This window comes from Pseudarthrobacter sp. IC2-21, assembly GCF_034048115.1.
Taxonomy (GTDB): Bacteria; Actinomycetota; Actinomycetes; order Actinomycetales; family Micrococcaceae; genus Arthrobacter; species Arthrobacter naphthalenicus.
In genome coordinates, this window is sequence record NZ_CP139145.1 from 85138 (window position 1) to 110803 (window position 25666).

Genomic DNA, 25666 nt, shown 5'->3' on the forward strand with positions numbered 1-25666 from the left:
AAACGAGGGGCAGCCGAAAAACATCCAAACCTTCGGCGTCGTTGGCGCGGGTCTCATGGCCCGCCAGCTCGTCCTGCTGGCTGCTGACAAACTCCGCATCCCAGTCCTCATCAGCGATCTTTCCACCGACCGGGTGTCCGCAGCCCTCCACCGAATGCGCGGACACCTTGACCGGCAGGAGGCCAGAGGCAAGCTCCGACCCGGCGAGGCAGCCGAAATCGCCGGGCTAATTCGAGGCACCACCGATCCGTCTAAGTTCAGCGGGTGTGACGCCGCGATCGAGGCGGTCTTCGAGGACCAAAGGACTAAACGGAGCGTCTTCCGACAGCTCGAGGAGCACATCGAGCCGGACGCCCTCCTGCTCACCAACACTTCCTCGCTCTCCGTCACTGACATGGCACGAGGTCTCAAGCATCCAGGCAGGGTGCTTGGGTTCCACTTCTTCAATCCAGTGGCCGTCCTCCCTCTCGTCGAGTTGGTCCGGACCCCCCTCTCATCCGAAACCGCTCTCGCCACCGCATGGAGCCTCGCCGGTGCTCTCGGCAAGACGGCCATAGCCGTCGCTGACACGCCCGGCTTCGTCGTGAACCGGCTCCTCACGCGTCTGTTCAGCGAAATACTGGCTGAAATCGACAGGGGCGGGGACCCTGTCGCCGTCGATCGTTCCCTCGTACCGTGGGGTCTGCCCATGACGCCCCTTCAGCTGATCGGCTACATAGGCCCCACAGTGCAACAGCACATCGGTGACACACTGCACCGTGCATACCCAGACCGCTTCGGCCGGTCAGCGTCTCTCACGGCAGTCGTAAAAGCCGGGCTGCCGGGTTTCTTCGACGAAAACGGCAAGGTTCCGCATGAGGCACTGATCCTGTCTGCGGAGCCGCACGGGGTGGACCCCGACCGGGTACGGCTGCGGGTCCGCCGCGCCCTGGCCCAGGAAGCCCAGCTCCTGCTCGACGAAGGCGTCGTCGCAACCTGGGATGACATCAACCGTTGCATGACGCTCGGCGCCAACTTCCCGACAGGTGGTCTGACACGCCTCCTAGAGACGTGACCTGCACAACCATTCAAAAAATAGAAGATGGCCAGTGGACGTAGTCTCGGGCCGTCTCCACCAACCAGACTTGGGAGCACTTACAGTGCAAACAGAATCAAATTTCCGACTACCCGATCCAGGGGATGTCGTTATCGTCGGCGCAGCACGCACCGCGCAGGGACGGCTGCTTGGCCAGCTGGCATCACTTTCCGCCGTCGAGCTGGGTGGAGCGGCCATCGCCGACGCCCTTGCACGTGCAGGCGTCTCGGCAGATGCCGTCGATGCCGTCATCATGGGCCAAGTTCTCCAGTCAGGCACTGGACAAAACCCGGCCAGGCAGAGCGCGGTGGCCGCGGGAATTCCACTGAGCGCACCCGCCGTGACAGTGAACAAAGTGTGCCTCTCGGGACTGTCGGCAATAATCGAGGCCGCCCGCATGCTGCGACTTGGCGACGCAGCCGTCGTCGTGGCCGGCGGCCAGGAATCGATGAGCCAGGCCCCCCGCCTTCTCGCGGGCACCCGGACCGGGAATGCGTACGGAGCGCTCACTCTGATGGACGCAGCCGCCCAGGACGGACTAACGGATGCCTTCGACCACGAAGCCATGGGCCTGGCCACTGACCGTGCCAACACGGCGCTGGGCATTTCGCGGGCATCCCAAGATGCCGCCGCCGTCACCTCGCACCTGCGGGCTGCCGCGGCGCAGAACGCTGGAGTGTGGGCCCAGGAAATTGTCCCAGTGAAGGTGCGCACAGGAAAGGGCGTCCTCGAAATCAGCGAGGATGAAGGCATCCGCCCCGACGCTTCACAGGAGTCGCTAGCCCGACTACGGCCCGCGTTCTCCCCGGACGGAACGGTGACGGCAGGCAACGCCTCACCTTTGACCGATGGCGCCGCCGCTGTTGTGCTTACCACCCGGGCGACAGCCCATACGCATGGGTGGAATGTCCTTGCAGTCCTGCGGTCACACGGACAAATCGCCGGGCCCGACACGTCCTTGCCGGACAAGCCCGCCAAAGCGATCCGCGTAGCCCTCTCGCGCGAAGGCTGGACAGCCGATGACCTCGACCTGATCGAGATCAATGAAGCCTTCGCCTCAGTTACGTTGCATTCCGGAGACCTGCTCGGTGTGTCTGAGGGCCGGATAAACATTAACGGCGGCGCCGTCGCCATCGGACACCCAATCGGTGCTTCGGGAGCCCGGCTGGTGGTTACTGCCGTGCACGAACTCATCCGCCGCGAAACGGGTCGGGCCGCCGTTGCGCTTTGCGGAGGCGGGGGCCAGGGCGACGCCCTGCTCCTGGAACGCTGATGTTCGAGCAGTGGCACACCGCCACACATCTCCGCCGAACAGGAGAATGGCATGACCATGTGGGCGACATCGTCGAGATCCGCTCCAACGAGCGCGTTGTTCGCCGGGGCATCGTCGAAGAAGAAATGCCGGACGGTTCAGGCCTATGGTTGTCAGCCGATGCCACTGACCGCCGGGAGTACTTCCACAAAGATCTCGGCTACGAGCTTTGGATCTAGTCCAAAGAAGACAACCCTTGACTGACTCAGGAGCAGCGCTCCATGAAACATCACCTCCACACACTCCACGGCTTGGCACCTGCATGCCTGGTATCGCAGCTGAGCCTGCGCCGGAGTTGGGATCGTTGGCTCTTGCTGCTCCTCGGACAGAGGTGGCTGGCTACGCCCTTTTTTGCGCGCTGGTGGATACCCAACAGGTACCACCCGGTCCGATGATCGCTCCGGTCGCGAGCATGCCTGCACATTTCTTGGGGCTCGTGGCCGCTGAAGCGCTGGGGCCGGATTGGGATTCACTTTCACGGACAGCCTGCGGGCCCTTCTTTGGAATCCTCGCAGAGGGAACAGGCGTCTCGAATAACACCTATGGTCGTGGCGTCAGTCGTCTCTTCGTGCTTCCGTGGGCTTTATCGGCTCGATACGCGAAAGGGCCCGGCAAGCAAGGCCAGACCCAGCCACTTATCCCTTGCCGGGCTGCCAGCAAGGCGTTCCTTCAGCCGGGATCCTACGTCCTGGGAGCAAGCGCGGCTGCCTCCGCTGGCTTACTCAGCAAAAGCCTCAAATTCCCGCTTGGCCATCGCCGCTGCGGCGGTACGCTTACCTCGGCAGCTTTAGTGGGCGGCATATAACGCGGAACCCCCGGGCTTGTCGGCACGTTCCTTGGACTTGTCATCGTCGCCGCAGCCCTCTGCTGACTTCCGTGGTGTAGCCGGATGCCCGGAAGGACAGGCCTAGGCCTGGTGAGCGTCATCATTCTTTCCCAGTAAACGATCGGAACCTTTTATCACGCCCCACTACGGCCTGACCACGGTGTCATTCCCGCCGCTAAGGCACTTGGGTACGCAGCTCGTCGCACCGGAGCACCCCTAATGCTCGTCGCCGTATCTCTGATTCAGCGGCCGCTACTACGTAGATCAAACCGAGCCAGCGGCGATACAACAAGGTGTTGAACGCTGGTTCTGCATGCGCGGTCCCGCACATCTCGTGGAGGACCGGGGCAGTTTTACTGTCGGTTCTGACTTTTGTGTGAGCTTCTGTGCGTCGAGTCGACTGGCCACCGGTTGGAGTGCTCCTGCTGACTTGCTGAGCTTACCCACCCGGACTGCTGGACACCGGCATCCGACGGGGAAGGACCAGGCGACTCTTCAGGGGACTGGAGGCGCCGGGAGGTGTTCTTGCTCTGAACGAGGATCCTGCTTTTCATTACCTTTTCTCTTCTCTAGATTTATGAATGGAAGGCGCGGCGGCGAGCCTTCGAACATCAGGACTGAGTGCTTTGGGAGTCCGCTTTTGTTAGCGGTGGCGCGGAGCGAACGAGGGTCCATACAGTCTGGGAGCCGTGCAGCGGTGGCATGAGTTCTCCTTGCTGGAGGTAACGGATGGGCAGGGGAGCACTCTCGGGGCCCCACCAGCCACTACAAGGCGCGTGGTGCCCTGTTCTTGCGTTGATGGTTGAACCGTTCGAGCGGTTCACCTGAAGCTGCAGCACGGATGCCCCTTTTTTCGGCGTGGTCCTGACAATAGGCCTGAGCGTGAATGCGGGGTGGAGAATCAGGCTGTCCCATGATCGTAGGGAAGGCCTTAACTTGAGTCACCGTACAGTTCGTCAAAACTTCTGCTTTTGTCTGTACTGATCGCCAAAACAGCCGTCTTGGCTTTCCCGGGTCCTTGATAGAGTCCTTCAAGCAGGGTTGAGATGGACCCGGATACGTTCCCTCCAGTCCAGGAGTGACTGCGTGCAAATCTTGGAGGCCCGGGTTCGTGCCGGGTCACTTGAACCTGGTAGTGCAATGCTCTGCTTCCTCCGGTGAGCAGCTCCTGCACTATCCGCCTGACCCCGTGGCACTGCCCTCACAGGGCTCAGGAACGACTAGGGTCGTCACTTCAGCGAGGCCACTTGAACGTCGGATGTTTGGGCTTCTCGAGCACCAGGCCCGACTCGTTTAGGTCCTGCTCAGCGGGCGATACTCATGGAACCAGGAGGCACGGCAACCGTTATGGTAAGCCTGCGCACTGCCCTCGCAGAGGGCGTCAAGGAGTGGAAGCCGCGGGTTCAGGCCATGGCCCACGAAATTTATTCCCACGCTGAGGTGGCATTCGAGGAGGTCCGCTCGTCGGAGGCGGCAGCGGCGCTGTTGGCGGAAGGCGGCTTCATCGTCGAGCGGGGCACCGGTGGTCTTTCGACAGCTTTTACAGCTACTGCCGGAAGCGGTTCCCTGAAGGTGGCGCTGTGCGTGGAATACGACGCGCTTCCAAACATTGGACATGCGTGCGGGCACAACCTTATTGCTGGCGCGTCAGTCGGGGCTGCCCTTGCCCTCAGGCCCTATGTGGATGAGCTCGGCATCACACTGAAGGCCATTGGCACCCCCGCTGAGGAAAGCGGTGGCGGCAAAGCGCTTCTTCTTGAACGTGGGGCATTTGACGGGATCAGCCTCGCCCTGATGGTTCATCCTGTCCAGGATGGGGTGACCTATAACCCGGCAGGTACCAGCGCCCAGGCGATGGGCAGGTACCGGGCGACGTTCATTGGAAGAGCCGCACATGCGGCAGCAGCCCCCCATCTGGGCGTAAACGCTGCAGATGCTGCCGTGCTAAGCCAAGTCGCGGTCGGGTTATTGCGTCAGCAGATACCGGGAGACCACCGAATAGCTCTATTTGTAGCTGAGGCGGGTCATGCCACGAACATCATCCCGGAACGGGCGGTGGTCGAGTTTGAGTGCCGGGCATTCACATTGAGTGAATATGATGCCCTGCTTGAACGCGTCCGCGGATGTTTCGAAGGTGCCGCCATGGCCACCGGAACAACACTAATTATTGAGGCCACCGAACCGGCATATGAGCCGTTACTCCAGGACAATGCCCTGGCTGCACACTGGACTGACGCGATGTACACGTTCGGTAAGGACACGTCTACGTCCGCCGGGATGAGTGGAGGGTCAACCGATATGGGCAACGTCTCCCAGGTAATTCCCACCCTGCACCCCTGGCTGAGCATCCCCGGGGCAAATGTGCCAATTCACTCTCACGAGTTCGCAGTATTTGCCGATTCCCCTGAGGCATACAGCGTGATGTTCGAGGCAGCAACCGCTCTGGCGTGGACAATCGCCGGCGCAGCAACGACCCCCGCCGAAAGAGAACGCTTTCTCAAAGCGGCATACCGCCGCTAAACTCTCACCGCGAAGGTACCCCATGAGTACCCGGACGAAGTGCAGGCAGAGACAAAGTAAATGTGTTCGTGGGCGAACTCCATCGGACCACTTTGTCCGATGGAGTTCGGCCGCACGTGCTAGCGATATGGCCTCAGCTGGCGGGATGCGAAAGGGCAGGATCCAACTCTTCATCGGATCGGTCGCTTGTATATGCTGAACTGATTAGACGCGGCGGGGAGAGCTTATAGGCGCCGTAATAGACGCCTGCCGCCAGGGCCATGGTGATCAGGGGCGTGAGCTGGGAAACTACGGGCCACGCTGTTTGCTCAGTGAGTCCAATTCCGGTTGCTGAAGCGAATACCCAGGCTATTGCTCCGGGGCTGACCGCTTTGAGATTGGCCGGGCGAATATCGGGGACAAGATTTTGTGTTTTCCTGTTCAGTCCGATGAATACCAGCGCGATGGCAACCCAGGCTGTTACGAATACGCCCTGCCAGGCCAGGGCTTTGAGTAGGTAGCTCAGAACGTCCGTGAGCATGAGTAGAAAGGCTAGTGCGCCGCAGACGATTACCCATACATAGCGGGGCAGGTTGAGCCTAAATACCCGGCTTGCAAAGGCCGAGAGGTTTTCGGATGCCAGGAAGTAGTTGGCGGTATTGATGCGGGTCTGTGAGATGAGAATGATGAGCAGGCCGGCCAGTCCGAGCGATGAGATAAACGCTTGGACGACGCCGGTTTCCGAGGCTTCAATTCGCCATGCACTCATGATGTAGATGCCAACGAGCCCGTTCAGGCCGAATGTGAATGCGTAGAAGACCCATCCAAATGTCACCGTCCCCAGGAATTTTTCGTCTTGCTTTCGTCCCAGCCGGGCATAGTCAAAGGTGTACATCATCATGATGTAGACGCCCATGTAGATAAGGTACGAAGTGAGCCAGCCTGGCAGTGCTGATGAGACGGCGGCCTGGCCAATCCAGTCTGTGGGTACTCCCCGGATGAGAGTAGCGGCGACGACCACCGCAATCAGACCAGCTACGTAGAGCGGGAGTAGGACACCGTTGAGTTTGTCCAGCCAGTTCTGCACGCCCCCCAGGGCTAGTGGTATGGCGTAGAGCACGACGATGCCGTACCAGATGACGATACTTCCACCAAAGTACTCGTGGAACGCGATGGCGATGATGGACCCTTCGAACACTGCGTAGTAGATGGCGGTTGCTGCGAAGATCAGCGATGCCAGTGCCGAACCGACAAGGCCGAAGAGCGTACGGGAGAAGAGGCTGACCGTGAGCCCTGTCCGCGCGGCATAGCGCGAGAGCACCAGGTTGATGGCACCGTAAGTGACAACGGTGAGCGCCATTCCGATCAGTGTGTTTACGACGCCCACTGCTCCTGCTGAAGCCACCGCGACGTAGATCCAGAACATAGCGGAGAATACTGCCCACCAGGCCATCGTGAGCGACCATCTTCCGGCACGCTCCGTGACGGGTAGAACGTAATTTGAGTATGACAATTTTGCACCTTTCAAATCTTTGAAGAAGCCTGGGGGAGGATGCTTGGCCGTAGATCGTTTCGGGAGGAGCCATCCTGGCTCCTCCGCGGTTCGAGCCGGCGTTAGTTCCCTGCCAGATTGAGTTGCTTCCCTCACCGTGGTCACGGATCTGTCGCGATTGCAGGGCAATGAAGATGACGGGTCCGCCGACGCGATCAGCGCCGGCGGACCCGGTGTTGGTCAGAATGTGTTTAGTGCCAGTGGGACGACGAACGCTTTTCCATGCTCTTGCGGAACTCTGAGGTGGTCTCCGGGAACAGTTCTCCGGTGCCCCAGTCCAGGATGACGCCGTGGCGGCGGATCACATCGAGCATGTCCACCTCTCCGGCGCGGTACTTCTCGGCCACTGCGACGGGATCGGCGGTGAGCCACCCTGGCCGGTCGGCACGGATCTGCTGGCGCAGCTCCAGGCTGGCTGCTTGATCGATCTCGAACTGGTCCATGTCACGATCGATCTCGCGGATGATGACGCCGTAGTCCTTCGCTGCGCGTTCGATCGACACGTACTGGTCGATGACGTCTTCGAGGACTTCGTCGAAGGGGCGTTCCAGGGGGTCGCCGTAGCCGCCACCACCAGCGGACGGGCGGGTAAAGGAATCTCCGGAGTGCAGCGGAACGGCTGAGAAGTTGGACCCGAGGAACTCTTCCTGATCGGTGCCCTTGTTCATCCAGACACCGTGTGGGATCGACGGCAGGCCGCCTTCGATGCCCCACGTGATGGAGCGTGCACGGTCGCAGCAGTAGCTCATCACGGTCTTCGTCGCGTCGACGAGGGTGCCGCCCTTTTCGATGCCGAGGCCGCCTCGGAATCGACCGGGGCCGCCGGAGTCGGTGCCGATCTGGTGCACGGTGGTCAGGACCGGTGACAGCCGCTCCTGACCTTCGATGGGCTGGACCGCCAGGCCGGGTCCGAAAACCGGGGCAGTGGCGCTGGCGCCGTCCTTGGAGGCTCGGCCTCCCCAGCCGCCGGCCATCCAGTCGTACCACATGAAGTAGGGGTTGTCGTCGGTGCGGCCGTCGCGGCCACCGACCAGGAGGTACTCGAGGTTGAAGGCGCAGGCCATGGCGCGTTCAGGCATGATCCGGGACCACAGCTCGAAGATCCCGTTCATCAGCTTTTCGTAGGGACCGGAGCAGAACCCGGTGACCGCATAGGGCCAACCGGCATTGACCACGGTGCCCTCTGGCCCGATTTCCGCATCGACGGCGGCATAGAAGCCAGAGTTCAGCGGAACGTCCGGGAAGAACGTCTTGGTGCCGGCGTAGATAGCCGAGTGGGTGGTGCCGTAACCGGAGTTAAGGAAGGTTTCCACGGCGGGAGCGGAACCGGTCAGGTCGTAGTGGATGCCCTTGCCGTCCAGCGTTAGTTTGATTTTGATGGGCACCAGGCCCTCGCCCTTGCCCGGGTCGAAGTCGATGTAGTCGGTGGTCTCCCACACTCCTTGCGGCAGGGATTCCAGTCGGCGCAGGACGATCCGTTCCACGTAATCCTGGGTTTCCTGCATCGCGGCGACAACCGTCGATTTGGAGTACTTGTCCACCAGTCTGAGGACTTCCCGCTCGCACACGGCGGTCGCTTCGGATTGGGCCTGCAAGTCACCCATCGCCTGTCGGGGCGCGCGGGTGTTGGATACGAGGAGCTGGGCGACGTCGTGCAGGAAGACGCCCTTGCTCCAGATCCGGACAGGGGTGATGCGCAGGCCTTCGCCGAAATGTTCCTTGGCATTGACGTCGAATGAACCTGGAACGTTGCCGCCGATGTCAGCCCAGTGGCCCTTGTTCTGGGCGAAGGCGATTACCTCCCCGTCCGAGAAGATCGGCCGGATGAAGCTGACGTCGTTGAAGTGCGTACCGCCGCGGTAGGGGTCGTTGATGGCGAACACATCGCCGGGGTGTATGTCTTTTCCGAATTCTTCAATGACGGCTTTGCACTGGAAGTGCAGGGTACCGACGTGGACGGCGATGTCGCCGCTGCCCTGCATGACGGTGTTTCCGTTGGCGTCACAGAGGGCGGAGGAGAAGTCACGGGAGTAGATGACGAAGGAGTAGCAGGTCCTCAGGATCTGCTCGCTCATCAGGTCAACGCTGGTGACGAAGGCGTTTTTCAGCACCTCGAATGTCACGGGGTCAAGGCCTGATGCCTGCCGCGCATCGGTGTGGGCGACATGGAGATCTGGGATGGTGATCACGTCGGTCATGATTAGGCTTCCTGCTCGTCTTTGAACTCTGTGAGGTGAATCCGAATGTTGAGCCACTCGTCGATTTCGGCGGTGGTGCGCGGCGGGACGACTGTTGTTGAGTCGAGCTGGTCGATGATGGCGGGACCCTGGAAGGTCGTGCCTGCCCCGAGTTTGGTGCGGTCGTAGACGGGCGTATCGACCCAGCCGTCCTCACCGAAGTACACGGGCCGTACTGAATCGGGCTCGCCGGGCCCGGAGACCCGTTTGGTCGCCGGCGCGAAGGAGGGCTTGGGCGTCTTGCCGATTGCGGAGAGCTGCAGCTGGTAGATTTCCACGGGCTGGTCATCCTGGCGGAACGCAAATTCGCGTTCGTGCTGCTGGTGGAAGCTCTGGATGGCTTCTTCGAGAGCACCGTCGCCGGTTCCCATGTTCACGGCCAGCGATCGCCATTGTCCCTGATAGCGCATGGAGATGATCCGTTGCAGGATCGAGTTTTCCGCGGATACGCCTTCGTGGCGGAGCCGTGCGGTGGCTTCCGTTTCGAGGGCCTTGTATTTGCTCTCGAGGTCTTCAGGATCGGCGTGGGCGGCAACCGCCGTATACATTGCGGACAGGTCGTGCCTGATGTCCACCAGGAGGCAGCCCAATGCGGACGTGACACCGGGGTTGGGCGGAACGACGACCGTGGGAATGTTCAGTTCCCTGGCCACCTCGACGCCGTGCAGGGCGCCGGCGCCACCGAAGGCGAGCAGCGCGAAGTCGCGGGGGTCGTAGCCGCGGCGGATGGAGATCAGGCGGACGGCGTCGGCCATGTTGGCGTTCGCGACCTGGAGGATGGCGTGGGCAGCCTCGGCTTCGCTCATGTCCAGCGGTTCAGCGATGGCACGCTTGATCACGGCCTGCGAGAGCCCGCGGTCCAGCGTCTTCGCTCCACCGGCCAGGGTGGATCCAAGCCTGTTCAAGACCACGTTGGCGTCGCAGTTGGTCGGCTCTTCGCCGCCCATGTTGTAGCAGGCGGGCCCCGGATCGGCGCCCGCGGACTGCGGGCCGTTCCTCAGGGAACCGGCAATGTCAATGTGCGCAATCGAGCCGCCGCCGGCGCCGATGGTGAGAACCTCGATGCTGGGGAAAACGATGGGGTGGCCGTATTCAACCTGCCATTCCTTGGTGATGCGGAGTTCACCGTCGGAGACCAGAGCAATGTCGGTAGACGTGCCGCCCATGTCCAGGCTCACGGCGTTGTCGAAGCCACACTGCTGGGCAATGTGCTTGGCTGCGATCGCGCCGGCGGCGATGCCGGACGCTGCGAGGCGCACGGGGTAGCGCTTGACCATGCGGGGGGTCATCGAACCGCCGCCGGAGTGCAGGAGCAGCAGGTCGCCGTCGTAACCGCCGGTTTTGAGCTCGTCGGCGAGGCGGCTGACGTAGCCGGACACCAGTGGTCCCAGCACGGCGTTGGAAACGGCGGTGTTGAAGCGGTCGTGCTCGAAGATTTCGGGCAGGATCTCGGCCGAGGTGGAAACCGTGGCTTCCGGAAGTTCCTCTTCCAGGATTTTCCGCATCCGGATTTCGTGCTCGGCGTTGGCGTAGGAGTTGATGAAGCAGACGGCAATGGTTGTGACACCGCGCTTACGCAGGACCGCGGCGAGACGGCGGGCTTCTTCTTCGTCCAGGGGAGCAACGATGTTTCCGGCGTAATCAATACGTTCGGTCACCTCGAACCTGTCGCGGCGGCGGATGTAAGGGCCGGTCACATCGTTGTATGCGTCCCACAGGTCGTCTTTGGTGCCGTCCCGGATCTCGATGACGTCCCTGAATCCCTTGGTCGTGACCATGGCTGCGGGGGGAAAGTTGCGGGTAATCAGGGCGTTTGTTGCTACCGTGGTGCCGTGTGAGAACAGCGACACGTCAGCCAGATTAATCTCGGCGCGTTCCACTCCGTTCAATATCGCCAGCATGGGGTCAGCTGGTGTCGATGGGACCTTGGTGACACGCATGCGCTGTGTTTCTTCATCGAAAATGCAGACGTCGGTAAATGTTCCCCCGACGTCGACGGCGACTCTGAGATTAGACATCTATGTTCCTCCAGGAAGCTGATTGGGTAGCAACAACCATCCGCTGTGACGTGAATCTCTGTCACTGGCGAAACTAAAATTAAGAGACGGAAATCATTGTGAAAATTACAATCACCCTTCAGTCCGGCGCTCCGTTACGTCGAAGTTAGGAGTCGGGATGCCCGATAAGTCTGTCGTCAGACTTCATGACGTGGTGTCAGAGGCTCCGTTGGGTTTGGCTCCTCTGGTCCCGGGTAGCCCGGACGCTGTCATCACGGGAGCGCACACAAGTGACATCCATAATCCGGCGGGCTGGTTGGAGCCGAACACTGTGCTGCTCACTACCGGGCTGAGGTTTGTGAACGCGGAACGGGATGAACTGCTGGCCGTGAGACTCGTCGAAGATCTGCGGAAGGCCCGCGTAGCGGCCCTGTTTTTCGGGATTGGGGTCTACTTTGACCAGGTCCCTGCGATGCTGGTCGCGGCTTGCAAACAGGCCGGGTTCCCTCTGTACACGGTGGCACACGACGTTCCCTTCCACCGGATCGAGAACTTTATTAACCAGTCCCAGGCCTCTCCTGACGCCTACCTTCAAAAGCGGGCGCTCTGGCTCAGCAATGATCTGCTGCAAAGCATCTCTGCTGAGAACCCCGTCCACGCCCTCATTGTCAGGCTCGCGATGGCATGCCGGGGTACAGCGGTGCTATACGAAGATTCCGGACGAATCGTCGAATCCTCCGGGGACGGGCCGACCCACTTGATCTGGAAAGAGCTGCGTAAAGGCAATAACAGTTCTGAGATTCTGGTGATAGGACAGTGGGGAGTCATGGCCCGGCCACTGGTACTTCGAGGGGATGGCTTTGTCATTGCAGTGGCCAGTAGGAATCACCGCGTACTGAAGGATCTCGGAGACCTACTGCTGGAAACGACGCAGCGACTCCTTGCGGCAGTGAATGGAATCGCTCAGTTCTCAGATTCGAGACAACGGCACGAAAACACGCAATTGCTGACCCTGCTGCAGGACGGCGTGCCCGTGGCCCGCGAATTCAGGCACTGGGAGCGTATGCGTGCGTTCCGCTTTACACCCTACGAGCCCCTCCGGGCCGTGGTCGCCGCGAATCTCGCCCAAGAGCCAATGGACCCTTCCTTTTCGGAACAACTATTGCGACGCGCCGAAGCCAGTGGTCTGGGACTATTGCTCGCGGAGAATGGGCGAACTCCCGAGAGCCCCCCGGGCTTTCATGCTGTGGTTTCGAACTCATCAGCCTTGGACGCCTGGCTGGAGTTGACGGACAGTTCAGTATTCGTCGGCCTTTCTGAGCCGTATTCTGACCTTGCCAGGACCCCCGAGGCATTCCGGGAAGCAGAGGCAGCGGCAGGCATCGCCCGCAGACAAATCCAAGCGGCGACAAGGACCGGCTCCGGGATCTACAAGGGGATCGTCCGGCTGGACGACGTGGATCCAGCCACATGGCTCCTGGCCCGTCGGCAGTCACCACAAGATAAGGACAAGCTAAATCTATTTGTTGAAGCACTTCATGCCGACAGCGAACTGAAGCAGACGGTCATCTGCTACCTGGTGAACGATCTGGACGTAGCGAAGGTCGCTGGTGTGTTGTTCGTTCACCCGAACACCGTCCGATACCGGTTGAAGAAAGTTGAAACTCTGGTCGGCGGGTCACTATCGAGTCCACGGATAATTGCCAACCTTTACCTTGCCTTTCACGACGACGTAGTTGCTTTGAGCCAGACCTGGAACGAGCCGGGCAATCCGTAGAACACGCAACCTGCGCGCGGCTGCCGTGGAAGCGGACTAAGCAGAGCCTCCAGCCAGTCAGCGAGGCGGCACATCGCTTTCCGGGTGCCGGGCGGCCTGCTCTACCAGTTCTGTAAACCAAGGGCGGTGCCCTCTGTGGAATGTCATCCCTTCGGGCAGCCCCTGGACGGTGGGGACGGCATTGGCGATGTCGATGGTGATCCGGCCGCCGGCCAGGGGCGCGTTGGTGATGTGGAGGTCGCCGTAGGATTCCGGGAGGACCGGATCCATCCAAAAACCGCCACGGGAGACGTGGGTGTCGTAGCGCATCAGGCTTGTCACCAGCAGGATCGGGGTGGTCGCCGCCCAGGCCTGCGGTGAGCACGCCGTTGGATAGGGCACGGGCGCCGTGAACTGGTCCCGGCCGAAGCCGCAGAAGAGCTCGGGCAGGCGGCCGCCGGAGTATTCGGCCGCCTCGAGCAGCGCCGTGGCGATCCGCTGGGCCTGCTCCACGAACCCATAGCGCAGCAGCCCGGCGGCGATGATTGCATTGTCATGCGGCCAGACCGATCCGTTGTGGTAGCTGGCCGGGTTGTAGGCGCCCATGTCCGTCGCCAGGGTCCGCACGCCCCAGCCGCTGAACATTTCCGGGGACATCAGCCGTTCGACTACCAAGGGCGCCTTGTCTTCATCGATGAGGCCCAGCCAGAGGCAGTGGCCCATGTTGGACGCGCACGCGTCGACCGGCTGCTTGTCGCGGTCCAGGGCGATGGCGTAATACCCGCGCTCGGGAATCCAGAACTGCTCGTTAAACCGCTTCTTCAATTGCACCGCCCGGCCGGCGAGCTCATCTCCCAGGGCCGTGTCGCCGGCGTCGTACGCCATCGAGGCACGCGACTGATACGCGACATACACGTAGGCCTGCACCTCGCAGAGCGCGATTGGCGGCTCGGCCATCCTGCCGTCGGCGAAATTAATCCCGTCCCATGAGTCCTTCCAACCCTGGTTGATCAGGCCTTGGCTGTTGAGCCGCTCATACTCGACGAATCCGTCGCCGTCCTTGTCGCCATAGTCCCGGATCCACGCCAGCGCACGGTCCGCGTGCGGCAGCAGCGCAGCGATAGTCTCCGCGGCAAAACCCCAACGGCTGACCGATCCGAGCACCATCACGAATAGCGGCGTGGCATCGACGCTGCCGTAGTAGGCGGACTTGCCGCCCAGCGCTAGTCCGCTGGAGACATCGAGCCGTACCTCATGCAGGATCTTGCCCGGCTCCTCCTCCGTCATCGGATCCACGACGGCACCCTGGCGGTCCGCCAGGGTCTGAAGCGTGCCCAGCGCCAGGGACGGATCCACGGGTAGAGCCATTTCCGAGGCCCACAGCGAATCCCGGCCGAAAAGGGTCATGAACCAGGGCGCTCCGGCTGCCACCACCACCCGGTCCGGATGCTCCCGGTCTTCAATCCGCAGGGCGCCCAGGTCATCGTAGCTGCGCCGCAAAGTCCGTTCGATCGATCGGTTGCCCATCTGCAGCAGCGGGATTCTAGCCACCCACTCCTCCCGGCGCCGATCCTGCGGGGACACTCCTTCTCCATCCGCATGGACGAAGGCCACCGCGGCACCGGCCTCGCCCGTGCCGGGAACGACGGTGAGGATGGTGCTCCACTGCCCGTGCGGCGCGACCGATGCACGGTACGTTAGCGCTTCGGACGTGATCTCGGCTCGTGGGGCCTGGATCACGACGCCCTTCCGTACCTTCTGCCAGAGCGCCCGGATACTTAGTGCGTCGTCCGCTACTTGGCGGGTTTGCTCCCAAAGTCGTTGTATCCGTGCCTCTTTGACCTCGAAAAGGTCCGCGAAGTCCGCCTCAATGCGCACCGAGATCACGCATTCGGCCGGTTCCAAGGAGTAATTGCGGACCGTGATCTGCTCACGGAGGCCCGAACCAACTTCGCGCAGACGCTCAACGATCAGCGGGCTGTCGGCGTACCCGTCCAGGCGGGGGGCACGGCCGGCAAAGAGCGCCCGATAGGGCTCCTTCGTTTCCGCGGCGAGGGCCTCCAGCGGCTGGCCGTTAATGGTCAGGCACCAGCCCGACAGGACCCTGCTATCCAAGACGAAGAGACCGTGCGGATGTTCCGGACGGATGTCCCCGTTCGGCAACGAAATACAGAAAGAAGATCCTTCCACCAAAGTCACCGCCCCGGAACCTAACGGCCCGGCCGCAGTGTCAGCATTCCACCCCGCCATCCCCGCCCCTTCAAGACACACTGGCACCAGCGCGCCTTGGCCCCTCAAGTCACTCCGGTCGCCGCCAAATGATGCAACCGACGCTACTCTCGCTTTCTCCCCGACGCCACAGTTCCGGCCGTGGAGTGAGCTCCGCCCCGTCGGACACCACCCCTTTCTCCGGTCGGCAGTTGAAGTGACCATCAACCGGGTGCTTAGTCTTCTACCCGGCAGGCAGGAAGCGGCTCTCGCTGACGCCGCAAATCCCTATCATCCAACGAATCAGGCATGTGTCCTCCGCTGGCCGTAAGGAAGTCGACTTTTGATCGCGTGTTGTGTGCAACCTATATAAAAATGGCCGGGGAAGCAGTGCAGACCTCCATGGTGGCCCCGTTACGTCAGTTTGAGGTGTACTTCAGTCTGAGTGCTAACCCCAGAAGGGACTCATGGTCAGGGCGCGAAGCGTCGGCGTCTTGGTCGACGATCCTGCTTCCGATGCCGAGAAAAATCTCTCGGGGTTCGGATGTGCCTGGCTCTTCGCCAAGCTGTCAGAAGTAAGGCCTACCCGAACTACATTATGGCGCTGGCTCCTCCGTCTACAACCACGTGGGATCCCGTGACCCAGCTCGCCTCATCGGACGCGAGGTACAGACCTGCATACGCGACGGCCAGCGGGTCTCCGGGCTTACCATCAATCGTGCGTTCGATGATCGGAGCGACTGGCGCGTTCTCGCCGAATTCCGCGAACATCGCGAGTACCGGTGGGGTTGCCATGACCCCGGGGCTCACACAATTGACCCGAACGCCGACGTCGACGCCCTCGGCGGCGAGCTGCCGCGTCAGTGCGATAACGGCGCCTTTCGCGGCAGCATGTGCGGCCTGCGGCAGGGCGCGGGCGCCCAGGATCCCGGCGCCCGAACCAATGTTCACGATCGCACCGCCAGAGGCGGCCAAGTGCGGCCAGGCGCTTTGGCACGCGTGCCATACCAGGTCCAGTTCGTTCTGGACGGTAAACCGGTAATCCTCGCCGCTCATCTGCGCGAACGGGGCGAATTTCGGCATGCTGGCGTTGTTGTAGAGCACATCGATGCGCCCGTGGCGCTCTACCGCGTCTCCCACCCAGCGATCGATGTGATCCCGGTTGCCCAGGTCTACCGGGGCGCTTGAATCGATCGCGCCTCCGTCGGCCTCCACCAGGCGGACGGTCTCCGCGGCCCCGTCGACATCGAGGTCGCAACCGACAACTGTGGCGCCCTCGCGTGCGAACAGCATGGCAGTCACCCGGCCCATTCCGCCCCCGATGCCTGTCAACAGGACGATTTTTCCTTCCAGCCGACCACCAGCCATGGTTCCTTCTCCGTTCATCTCGAATTATGTAGTGGGCCCATGCAATCACGGCAGGAAGCGGGCGGGGCTGCGCGGGGGCCCGATGGTGCAGTTCGTGCACGCTTCTGTGCACGGACTGCACCATCGGGCGGTAATCTCGCCGCTGCCGCACCGGAAGGCGCAGGATGAACAGAACGTGTTACACGACACACCCGCATCAAAGGAGATGTTGAAGATGACTATCACCCCCGAGACGACGCTTCGCCCCCTTCCGCCCGGCGTCACTGAGTTGGACCTCGAAAAAGCCCTCGTGGCGTTCGCCGCTGCCATTGGCGAGGACAAGGTCGCGAGCGACGACGAATCCCTGCAGGACTTCCAGGATCCCTTCCAGGTTCAAGGCTCCGCGTCGAATCTCCCGTCCGCTGTAGTCAGCCCGACGAGTACCGAAGACGTTCAGGCGGTTGTTCGGATCGCCAACGAATACCGCATTCCGTTGTGGCCTATCAGCCGCGGCAAGAACAACGGCTACGGGGGAGCTGCGCCCCAGGTGCGCGGCTCCGTGATGCTCTCGTTCCGGAATATGAACCGCGTCCTGGAGATCAACGAGGAGCTCGGTTACGCGATTGTGGAGCCGGGCGTGAGCTGGTACGACCTGCACGCTGCCATCAAGACCGGCGGGCACAACCTTGTCGCCTCGATCGTCGACATCGGCTGGGGCGGCGTGGTCTCGAATACGCTTGAACACGGGCTGACCTACATGCCGTACTCGATCGACCAGGCCTCGCACTGCGGATTCGAGGTGGTGCTCCCGAACGGTGACCTCATGCGGACCGGCTCGGGCGCAATGGACAACAACCCCACCTGGCCGCTGTACAAGCGCGGCCTCGGCCCCACCTCCACCGAGATGTTCATGCAGTCCAACTACGGCATCGTCACCAAAATGGGCTACTGGCTGATGCCCAAGCCCGAGGTGTACATGCCGCTGTGGCTGCGCGTCTGGGACGAAGACCAGATGCCCGCAGTGGTCGATGCGCTGCGAGAGCTCATGCTGGACGGCACCATCGACATGCGCCCGCAGCTGTCGAACACTTTGTGCATGGCCTCGATGCTGACCACCCGTGCAGAGTGGTACACCGGCGAGGGCCCCATGCCCGAGGAAATCATCGACAAGATTGCGCATGAAATGGGCCTGGGTCGCTGGATGATGCGCTTCGCCCTCTACGGCGATGAGGCTGTGGTGGATCACAACTTCGCCAAGCTCGAGGCCCGCTTCCTGCAGATCCCCAGCGTGGACCTTGTAGGCCAAAAGCACGGGGCCGAAGCGTGGGAGACACTGCCCAACCCGCACGAGCGCGTGCAGATTGGGGTGCCAAGCCAGGACCTCTACAAGATGGCCGGCTGGTCCGGCGGCGAGGAAGGCGGCCACGTCGACTTCTCGCCGGTCATCCCGCTCACCGCCCAGCACGCGATCGCCGCGCAGAAGCTGATGAAGGAGATGTGCGCCGAGGTCGGCCTGGACTTCCTCGGCGGCATGCTCCCAATCAATGCACGCTCGACCACCTTCATCAACGTGATCGCCTTCAACACAAAGAACCCGGAGCAGGTCGCCACGGCGTACGCCCTGGCCAAACGGATGGTCGCCGAGGCGGGCAAACGCGGCTACGGCGAATACCGGGCGCACCTGTCCTTCATGGACCTCGCGGCCGAGCAGTTCGGCTTCAACAACCACGCGCTGCGCCGCTTCAACGAGACCATCAAGGACACCCTCGACCCGAACGGGATCATCGCCCCGGGCAAGTCGGGGATCTGGGGCACCCGCCTGCGGGAGGCCGGCTTCCCCCAGGCCTAACAGCACCCCTGCATCCGGCAAGGCCCCCGCGTCCCCCAGGGCGCTGGCCTTCTCGGATGGGTCCGGCCGTCCGGGCCAGGGGCCCGTGCCGCTGCCGCGGAGGCTGTGCATGCCTCTACCACCAACCAAGGAGACTTTCCATGTGTGTTGACCTGCCAGCAGAAATGCGTTCCGGAATAGGCCGCCGTCGCCTGATGGCCGGCCTCGGGCTCGGTGCCGCGGGCCTTGCGCTGGGTGCCGGTGCCCCCGGCGAAGCCAGCGCCGCGACCAAACCCCGGCGCAATTTCGGGCCCCCTGCCGCCCGCGGCTCCAAGACCAAGCTGGTGCTGCTGGGCACCGCGGGCGGTCCCACCCATTTTCCCGGAAACGACAGTGCGGGCATCGCCTCCGCGCTGGTCGTCGGTGACCGCTACTACCTCATTGACGCCGGGCACGGCGTGCTGACACAGCTGCGCAAGGCCAATCTCGGCCCGGAGAACAAGGCTCCCCAGGACGGGCCGCTGGACGTCTTGGCGGGGATTTTCCTGACCCACCTGCACTCGGACCACGTCGTGGACTTGAACAACGTGTTGGTGAACGGGATCTACAACGGACTGCAAAGCGTCAACAAGATCCCGGTCTGGGGACCGGGAAACCGCGGGGCGCTTCCCCCGCTCTTCGGCTCCGGCCCCGCACCTTCCCCGGTCAGCCCCGGGAACCCGACGCCCGGCACCCGGGAGATGGGAGAGCTCATGGTTCAGATGTTCGCCACAGATCTCAACGACAGGATCTTCGACAACCGCAAACCGGTGCCGTCGCAGTTGTGGGAGGCCAAGGACGTCCCGGTCCCTCAAAGGTACGTGGCTGATCCCAACGGCGATCCGGCACCTGAAATGAAACCGTTCACCTTCTACGAGGACGAACGGGTCAAGGTTTCGGCCACACTGGTGAACCATGCACCCGTGTTCCCCGCCCTGGCGTACCGCTTCGACACCGATGATGGATCAGTGGTGTTCTCCGGCGACACGGCCAAGTGCCCGAACCTGGTGCGCCTGGCAAAAAATGCGGACGTGCTGGTGCACGAGGTGATCGACGAGGACTGGGCGGGGCAGCTGTTCCCGCTACCGCGCAGCGAAGCCCAAGAGGGTTTGTACCAGCACCTCATCCAGGCGCATACGCTGAAGTCGGAAGTCGGGACCATTGCGGCCCAGGCCAACGTCAAGACCCTGGTCCTTTCCCACCTGGTACCGGTGATCCAGCCCGAGTCGGTGTGGGCCGCATGTGCCGAGGGATTCAAGGGCCGGCTGGTCGTCGGGCGCGACCTGGACGTCATCGACATCGGCAAGTAGGGGTCGCCGGCCGGAGTCCGCGCTTGCGGGCTCGGCCCTGCCCGTTGCAGAGCCCGAGTTACGAAGCCCGGGCCAGGGGGCCCGCGAAGACCGGCAGGTGCCGGGCTTCCCGCGGAGCGCAGCCGTGGACTTCCCGAAACGCCCGGCTGAAGCTCGCCGGGTGGCGGTACCCCCACCTCGCCGCGACCGCAGCGATGGTTGTTTCGGGGGAGCGTCGCAGCTCCTCCACTGCCCCTTCGAAACGGCGTTGGCGGATCCACGCCGAAACCCCGCCGCCGGAGGAGGCAAACAGCTTGTGCACGTAGCGGGTGGACACATAGTGGGCCTGGGCGATGGCTTCGGGCCCCAGCACCGGGTTGTGCAGATTCTCCATCACGTATCGCTGCATCTGCTGAAGCAGGCTTTCGGCGCGGGATCGCGGCGCTGGGATCTCCCGGGCGCCGTACATGCCCTGCAGCAGGGGAAGGAGCATCTTGGCGGCGGCCTCGCCGTCGATCTCACTCAGCCCGTTGCCGCTGGTGATGGTTGTTCGGGCGAGTTGCGCCAGGAAGGGAATAGCCTGCCCGGCGAGCCGGCCCGGTCCCGAGTCCATGGGTGATGCAGAACGCTGCGAGATCTCCTCGGCCTGCGTCCCTATGAACCATTTGGGAATGCTGAAGATGAGCACCTCGAATGGTTCCGCGCCCTCGAAGACGGAAGGCCTAGACGTGTCCTGGCAGGCGATGTCGCCTGGTCGAAGCGTGCACTTCCGATCGTCCTGCTCGATATTGATCATTCCCTTGGTCATCAGGTACAGCAGGATGGATTCGGGATCGAAGGCCGAGACCAGTCGTTGGGTGCGCGCCACCCGGTGGGCCAGGCCTTGGATGGACTGGACGCCGACGGGTCCCATCTGGCCACCGGCCAAGCGGGCCTCGAAGGATGGGGAGGAGACCGACTCGACATACATCGGAAAGAACCGTTCGGCGATTCCCGTCGCCCAGTATTCCCGTCGTTCGGCGGGCGGTACCGATCGGGTGTCGAGGACGGAGCTCATGGGCGCTTTCCGGTGGGAGCCCGATGACGGGCCGGCTTCCCGAGCATGGGCATGGGGCTACGAAGCGACGACGTGGTGCCGATGCGGGGGAGCAGGGAGCCTTCCAGCGAATGGCAGCGCAGGTGTATCGCCGCAGGTGCCAGATGCGTTCCACGGCCCGGCTTGCATGGGGAACTTGGTTCCGGATCCATGAACCCCGACAGCCATGGCTGCTGGGGTGCCACGTCTTTTGTGTGGAAAGATGCCCCCACGGCACCTCCTTATATGATTCGATTCGTTTCGTACCGAGTGTAAGCTGTATCACAGCGATATTCAATGGTGGCGCCTGCGCACGCCTTGCCCGTTCCCTTCGTCCATTTGTTTCGTCCCGAGTCCTGCGGCGCGAAAATGCGTGCGATCGTGAACGTTCCGTATTGGATTGGTTTTGGCCGTATGGTTGGCCTATGGCAATTAGAAGCGAAGAAAGTCGACGAGCGGTTCTCGAAGCGACTATGAAGTTGCTCGATCACTCCGGCGCCGGCGGATTTACGGTGCAGAAGCTCTCGATCGAACGCATAGCCCGCGAGGCAGGTGTCAGCAAGACCACGATCTACAGGTGGTGGTCAAGCAAGGTCGCGGTGGTTATCGACACCTTCCTGGACAACCACGTTGCCCGCACCCCCGTGCGTGAGGACATCCCGGCGATCGACGCGCTTCGGGAGCACTTGGCGTCCCTGGCCGAAGTCTATGCAAGCCAGGAGGGTCGTTTGGTGGCCCAGCTGATCGGCGAGTGTCAGCAGGACGAGGCGGCGATGGTCGAGTTCAAGAAGCTCTTCTGGACTCCGCGGTCAGTTGCCGTGATCTCCTTGGTGGAGCGGGCCATTGCCGAGGGGGCCATGCGCAAGGATCTCGACGCGCAGGTCGTCACCGAACTGCTGTACGCGCCCGTGTATTTTCGGCTGCTTTTCCAGTCGGGTCCGCTCGACCGGCAGTCGACGGAATCGATCCTGCAAACGGCTCTCGATGGCCTGGTCACCCAGTAGCCGTTCGGCTTGAACGCACTGCCGGGATGGCGGACTGCGCATCTGGAAGCGCGTGGGTCGCCCGCCGATCCGTCCCGTAGAGGGCGGCCGCGGGCGGCCCTTTTGGCGTCCTGGGCCGTCGTAGGAGGTGCGGAGGACCCTTGTGCAATACGATACGGTCCGTATATATTGTGGGTAGCGTTGGTTTCACCCCGGGCGCTGAGGTGCCCGGTAGGTCTGTTCCCGCGCCCCCTTCCCTCGCCACGGGTGAATGCAACCGGTGGCCCACCCTGAAAGGACGACTCATCGTGACCACTGCCCTCGCGCCGAATGACGCGGTCATAGTCTCGTATCGCCGAACCCCCATCGGGCGGGCCCGCAAGGGCTCGCTGACGGGCATGCGTCCCGAGGATCTTGCCGTGGCGGCCATCCGCGGAGCGCTTTCGGAGCTGGGGCCAATCGACGCCATCGGATTTGCCGACGCCTACCTGGGGTGCGCGATGCCGCAAGGCGCGCAGGGCGACAATATCGGCCGCCGGGCGATGGTGCTCGCCGGAATGGACGCGGTGCCGGCAGTGACCGTAAACCGCTTCTGCGCCTCCTCGCTTCAGGCCACGGCCATGGCGGCCCAGGCCGTCAAGGCCGGCGACGGCGACGCCTTCTTGGTCGCCGGGGTCGAATCCACCAGCTCGACACCTCCAGTGGTCGAATCCGCCTACCCTGGCTTTTCGGAAGCGGCACGGCGAGCCGATGACATTTTTGAAGCAAACCGGCAATGGGAGGATCCGCGGGATCGGGGCCAGCTGCCCGATATCTACATTTCCATGGGCAAGACCGCCGAGTTCGTGGCACGGCAAACCGGAACCACGCGCCAGGACCAGGACGAATGGGCCCTGGAGTCCCAGCTCCGTGCGCTCAGGGCAATTGAATCGGGCTATTTCGCGCGCGAGATTGTTCCCGTGACCCTGGATGGCGGAGCCGTGGTGGGTACTGATGACGGCCCCCGGCCCGGCACCACGCTGGAGACGCTGGCCGGCCTGAAATCCGTGTTTCACGAATCCGGGACCGTCACCGCCGGTAACGCCAGCCCGCTCAACGACGGCGCCTCCGCGCTGGTCGTCATGAGTGCCCGTCGTGCCGGCGAACTGGGGCTGACGCCCCTGGCCCGTATCCTGGGCAGCGCTGCCAGCGCCCTGTCGCCGGAAATCATGGGGCTAGGTCCGGTGGAATCGTGCCGTCGGCTGCTCGAGCGCCTCGGGCTGTCCATCGGGAACATCGACATCATTGAGCTCAATGAGGCCTTTGCGGCCCAAGTGGTTCCCGTGGTGCGAAGGCTGGGCGCCGATCCGGAGCGGGTGAACCCGTTTGGCGGGGCGATCGCCCTGGGTCACCCCTTCGGAGCGACCGGCGCCCGCCTCGTCGGCACGCTCGTCAATGGGCTGCAGACCACCGACGGGACGCTGGGTCTGGCCACGCTCTGCGTCGGCGGCGGCCAGGGCATGGCCATGGTTGTGGAGCGGCTCTCGTGAACCAGCAAACGCTCATCGCTGACCCGGCGCGGTCGATGCTCGCCGCGGATAAGGCCCTGGAAGGCCTCGGCATCCGCGTGCTGAGCGCCAGCGCGGGCCGCTCCACGGCCGTCATGTCCATCGCCCCGGAGATGGCAAACGGCCACGGAATTGCGCACGGCGGACTCGTCTTCGCCCTGGCCGATACGGCGTTCGCGATGGCGGCCAACACCTTCGGTGCGGGAATCGCCACCGCCGAGGCCGCCATCTCCTATGTCTCTCCCGCGCAAATCGGCGACGAGCTGGTGGCTTCGGCCGAGGTGTCCTTCCATGAGGGCCGCCGCATGATCGTTGACGTCATGGTGCGCGCAGGGGAGCGGACCGTGGCCATCTACCGCGGGACTGGCCGCGCCTTGCGTCCGGGGTCCGAGCCACCCATGTAGTTCTTGCCTCTGGCATGGCGCCCATGGACCTTTGCGTCCACGGGCGCCATTCCTGTTTCCGGTTGCCACATTCCCGTGGTTCTGGCCTGAGGAGCCGTCGGGGACGGAACTGTGCCCGGGTTCCGTGCGGAACCCGGGCACAGCGTGGATATGGATGGAGGCTTTGGCTCAGGGAAGGGGAGGTTCCCTTTCCCGGTAGCCGCGGCGCTACTTCTTGGCGTCCTTCGCAGCCTTGGCACTGGCCAGCTTGTCGGCGATGCCCATCAGCGAGGGGGAGCCGGCCGCGGCGATGAGCATCGCTTCGACCGGACGCTTCAGTTTTGCTGACAGCGGTTCCTCGACGCCCGCCAAGGCGGCCTCACGGCCCATGGCAGGGTTCAGGTGGCAGCGTACCGGTACGTTGAGAATCAGCCGGCGCAGGCACGAATTGTCGTGGTCGCACCAGACGACTTCCTCCTGCCTGCCCTTGAGCACCTTGTTGGGAAACTCCGGATCCGCCAGCATCTGGCGAGCCAGCATGATGCCGTCGGCGTAGCCGTCGGTGATGGCCTGGGCCGCCTGCTGCGGATCATAGGTGTTGCTGAGCAGGAACGGAACATCCGGCAGGTGCTTGCGGAAAATCTGTGGCTCGCTGTGTGCCAGCATCTGACCCGAGGAGGAGGGCAGGTTGTCATCCATCGACTCGTAGTTGGCGTCGGTCAGGGCAATGTATCCCAGCCCCTCCTTGGCGACGAAGGCCATGACCTCGGCAAAGCCTTCCGGGCCCTGGCCGTCGGGCAGGTGCTCGTTCACGCTCATGCGCACGCCGACGGGATAATCCATTCCGACCTCGGCGCGGATGGCCCTGATGGTGTCGGTCAGGAAGCGGGCTCGGTTTTCCGGGCTGCCACCGTACTCATCCGTGCGCCAGTTGGTGCGCGGGGAGAGGAATGAGGAGTAGAGGTAGCGCATGTGGGCACCGATCTCGATGCCGTCAAAGCCCGCCGCCTTGGCGCGCACCACTGCGGCGACCGTCTCCTGCTGGACCTCAAGGATCTCCGCCTTGGTGATTTCTTCCGGAGTCGGGTTGGTGCGGCCCCCGGGAATGTACATTCCGTGGGGAAGTCGCGGTGCCGCCATACGCACCGGCTTCGGGCTCGCGGCGCGGGTGCTCCGTCCCTTTCCTGGAACGCCCATGGCACCGAAGGCGGGGAAGATCTGCGCGAAGATCGGCACGGTGCATGCGTGTACCGCATCCACCATCTTTCGAAGGCCTGGAATGAACCTATCGTGGTCGAAGCGCATCAGGGGCTGGAAAGGTGCCTCCGCGTAGCCGCTTTCGGTGGCCACGGTGCCGCCGATGATCAGCAGCCCAGCCCCGCCCTTGGCCCGCGTGGTGAGAAAGGCAATTGTCTGCTCGCTGGGGCTGCCTTCCTTGGTGGGCTGCAGCACGGCCATCGGGCTGAGCACAAAGCGGTTCTTGATCGTCAGGCCATCGATCTTCCAGGAGCTGGAAAGGACCTCGGTGACGGAGACGGGGGCGGTCTCGGTGGACATTTTTCTCCTTGGCATTTGGGTGGAAACAAGATGAAGCAAGTCATCCACAATGTAATTCGAGTCGTTTCGTATCGTATCGTATTGGTGACTCAATTCATATGGATGGCCCGAGAGTCGAGGTTGCGATCGCAGTCGTATCGCCTTAGCCATCGATTG

Annotated in this window: 17 protein-coding genes; 10 read left to right on the plus strand and 7 right to left on the minus strand. The window is 62.8% G+C overall.

From position 1 onward, the window contains the following. Positions 1-55 precede the first annotated feature (55 nt). The 4 genes from SBP01_RS00415 to SBP01_RS00430 all read left to right on the plus strand — a co-directional run bounded on the left by SBP01_RS00415 (position 56) and on the right by SBP01_RS00430 (position 5733). Positions 56-1054, plus strand: coding sequence for a 3-hydroxyacyl-CoA dehydrogenase family protein (locus tag SBP01_RS00415; protein WP_320537090.1), 999 nt, complete (start codon positions 56-58; stop codon positions 1052-1054). A gap of 85 nt (positions 1055-1139) precedes the next feature. Then, entirely contained in the window at positions 1140-2348 is a 1209-nt protein-coding gene (locus SBP01_RS00420; RefSeq protein ID WP_320537091.1) for an acetyl-CoA C-acyltransferase, read from the plus strand. After that, the gene (locus SBP01_RS00425; RefSeq protein WP_320537092.1) at positions 2348-2566 is read left to right on the plus strand and encodes a hypothetical protein; all 219 of its coding nucleotides are present in this window, start codon (positions 2348-2350) and stop codon (positions 2564-2566) included. Before SBP01_RS00420 ends, SBP01_RS00425 begins: the two co-directional genes overlap by 1 nt. Before the next feature lie 2057 nt (positions 2567-4623). Further along, complete coding sequence (locus tag SBP01_RS00430) at positions 4624-5733, plus strand: amidohydrolase (RefSeq protein WP_414004250.1); 1110 nt, start codon at positions 4624-4626, stop codon at positions 5731-5733. A gap of 133 nt (positions 5734-5866) precedes the next feature. On the opposite strand, the gene SBP01_RS00435 is transcribed toward SBP01_RS00430, so the two are convergent. The 3 genes from SBP01_RS00435 to SBP01_RS00445 form a co-directional block, all read right to left on the minus strand. Beyond that, positions 5867-7138, minus strand: coding sequence for a permease (locus SBP01_RS00435; protein ID WP_320537094.1), 1272 nt, complete (start codon positions 7136-7138; stop codon positions 5867-5869). Positions 7139-7455: 317 nt separating this feature from the next. Further along, positions 7456-9462 carry a hydantoinase B/oxoprolinase family protein gene (locus SBP01_RS00440; RefSeq protein WP_320537095.1) on the minus strand — a complete coding sequence of 669 codons (2007 nt, stop codon included), beginning with the start codon at positions 9460-9462 and terminating at the stop codon, positions 7456-7458. Between the two features lie 2 nt (positions 9463-9464). Then, positions 9465-11519: a hydantoinase/oxoprolinase family protein gene (locus SBP01_RS00445; protein WP_320537096.1), complete on the minus strand. Its 2055-nt coding sequence runs from the start codon at positions 11517-11519 to the stop codon at positions 9465-9467. A gap of 157 nt (positions 11520-11676) precedes the next feature. Here SBP01_RS00445 and SBP01_RS00450 point away from each other — a divergent pair, with 157 nt between their 5' ends. Then, on the plus strand, positions 11677-13275 hold the full coding sequence (locus tag SBP01_RS00450; RefSeq protein WP_320537097.1) for a helix-turn-helix domain-containing protein: 1599 nt from the start codon (positions 11677-11679) through the stop codon (positions 13273-13275). A gap of 57 nt (positions 13276-13332) precedes the next feature. On the opposite strand, the gene SBP01_RS00455 is transcribed toward SBP01_RS00450, so the two are convergent. Together SBP01_RS00455 and SBP01_RS00460 are read right to left on the minus strand one after the other, a co-directional pair. Next, on the minus strand, positions 13333-15504 hold the full coding sequence (locus SBP01_RS00455) for a glycogen debranching N-terminal domain-containing protein (protein WP_320537098.1): 2172 nt from the start codon (positions 15502-15504) through the stop codon (positions 13333-13335). A 549-nt stretch (positions 15505-16053) separates the two neighbouring features. Further along, positions 16054-16848: an SDR family NAD(P)-dependent oxidoreductase gene (locus SBP01_RS00460; protein ID WP_320537099.1), complete on the minus strand. Its 795-nt coding sequence runs from the start codon at positions 16846-16848 to the stop codon at positions 16054-16056. 196 nt (positions 16849-17044) lie between these two features. Between SBP01_RS00460 and SBP01_RS00465 the strand changes: the two genes are divergently transcribed. Together SBP01_RS00465 and SBP01_RS00470 are read left to right on the plus strand one after the other, a co-directional pair. Continuing rightward, positions 17045-18658: an FAD-binding oxidoreductase gene (locus SBP01_RS00465; protein WP_320537100.1), complete on the plus strand. Its 1614-nt coding sequence runs from the start codon at positions 17045-17047 to the stop codon at positions 18656-18658. A gap of 140 nt (positions 18659-18798) precedes the next feature. Then, positions 18799-19986: an MBL fold metallo-hydrolase gene (locus SBP01_RS00470; RefSeq protein ID WP_320537101.1), complete on the plus strand. Its 1188-nt coding sequence runs from the start codon at positions 18799-18801 to the stop codon at positions 19984-19986. A gap of 58 nt (positions 19987-20044) precedes the next feature. Here SBP01_RS00470 and SBP01_RS00475 read toward each other — a convergent pair whose 3' ends face one another. Continuing rightward, positions 20045-21022 (minus strand): helix-turn-helix domain-containing protein, encoded by a 978-nt coding sequence (locus SBP01_RS00475; RefSeq protein ID WP_320537102.1) that lies wholly within the window; start codon positions 21020-21022, stop codon positions 20045-20047. A gap of 491 nt (positions 21023-21513) precedes the next feature. Here SBP01_RS00475 and SBP01_RS00480 point away from each other — a divergent pair, with 491 nt between their 5' ends. The 3 genes from SBP01_RS00480 to SBP01_RS00490 all read left to right on the plus strand — a co-directional run bounded on the left by SBP01_RS00480 (position 21514) and on the right by SBP01_RS00490 (position 23974). Further along, entirely contained in the window at positions 21514-22044 is a 531-nt protein-coding gene (locus SBP01_RS00480) for a TetR/AcrR family transcriptional regulator (protein WP_320537103.1), read from the plus strand. Positions 22045-22331: 287 nt separating this feature from the next. Beyond that, on the plus strand, positions 22332-23552 hold the full coding sequence (locus tag SBP01_RS00485) for an acetyl-CoA C-acyltransferase (protein WP_320537104.1): 1221 nt from the start codon (positions 22332-22334) through the stop codon (positions 23550-23552). Continuing rightward, on the plus strand, positions 23549-23974 hold the full coding sequence (locus SBP01_RS00490; RefSeq protein ID WP_320537105.1) for a hotdog fold thioesterase: 426 nt from the start codon (positions 23549-23551) through the stop codon (positions 23972-23974). Before SBP01_RS00485 ends, SBP01_RS00490 begins: the two co-directional genes overlap by 4 nt. 207 nt (positions 23975-24181) lie before the next feature. Here SBP01_RS00490 and SBP01_RS00495 read toward each other — a convergent pair whose 3' ends face one another. Then, positions 24182-25510, minus strand: a complete 1329-nt coding sequence (locus tag SBP01_RS00495; protein ID WP_320537106.1) for an NADH:flavin oxidoreductase — start codon at positions 25508-25510, stop codon at positions 24182-24184. Positions 25511-25666 lie beyond the last annotated feature (156 nt).

Excerpts from the sequence above, each read along its gene's own strand:
- SBP01_RS00415 (WP_320537090.1), top strand. The coding sequence starts at position 56 with ATGGCCCGCCAGCTCGTCCTGCTGGCTGCTGACAAACTCCGCATCCCA.
- SBP01_RS00425 (WP_320537092.1), top strand. The coding sequence starts at position 2,348 with ATGTTCGAGCAGTGGCACACCGCCACACATCTCCGCCGAACAGGAGAA.
- SBP01_RS00430 (WP_414004250.1), top strand. The coding sequence starts at position 4,624 with ATGGCCCACGAAATTTATTCCCACGCTGAGGTGGCATTCGAGGAGGTC.
- SBP01_RS00435 (WP_320537094.1), bottom strand. The coding sequence starts at position 7,138 with ATGTTCTGGATCTACGTCGCGGTGGCTTCAGCAGGAGCAGTGGGCGTC.
- SBP01_RS00440 (WP_320537095.1), bottom strand. The coding sequence starts at position 9,462 with ATGACCGACGTGATCACCATCCCAGATCTCCATGTCGCCCACACCGAT.
- SBP01_RS00445 (WP_320537096.1), bottom strand. The coding sequence starts at position 11,519 with ATGTCTAATCTCAGAGTCGCCGTCGACGTCGGGGGAACATTTACCGAC.
- SBP01_RS00450 (WP_320537097.1), top strand. The coding sequence starts at position 11,677 with ATGCCCGATAAGTCTGTCGTCAGACTTCATGACGTGGTGTCAGAGGCT.
- SBP01_RS00455 (WP_320537098.1), bottom strand. The coding sequence starts at position 15,504 with ATGGCGGGGTGGAATGCTGACACTGCGGCCGGGCCGTTAGGTTCCGGG.
- SBP01_RS00460 (WP_320537099.1), bottom strand. The coding sequence starts at position 16,848 with ATGAACGGAGAAGGAACCATGGCTGGTGGTCGGCTGGAAGGAAAAATC.
- SBP01_RS00465 (WP_320537100.1), top strand. The coding sequence starts at position 17,045 with ATGACTATCACCCCCGAGACGACGCTTCGCCCCCTTCCGCCCGGCGTC.
- SBP01_RS00470 (WP_320537101.1), top strand. The coding sequence starts at position 18,799 with ATGTGTGTTGACCTGCCAGCAGAAATGCGTTCCGGAATAGGCCGCCGT.
- SBP01_RS00475 (WP_320537102.1), bottom strand. The coding sequence starts at position 21,022 with ATGAGCTCCGTCCTCGACACCCGATCGGTACCGCCCGCCGAACGACGG.
- SBP01_RS00480 (WP_320537103.1), top strand. The coding sequence starts at position 21,514 with ATGAAGTTGCTCGATCACTCCGGCGCCGGCGGATTTACGGTGCAGAAG.
- SBP01_RS00495 (WP_320537106.1), bottom strand. The coding sequence starts at position 25,510 with ATGTCCACCGAGACCGCCCCCGTCTCCGTCACCGAGGTCCTTTCCAGC.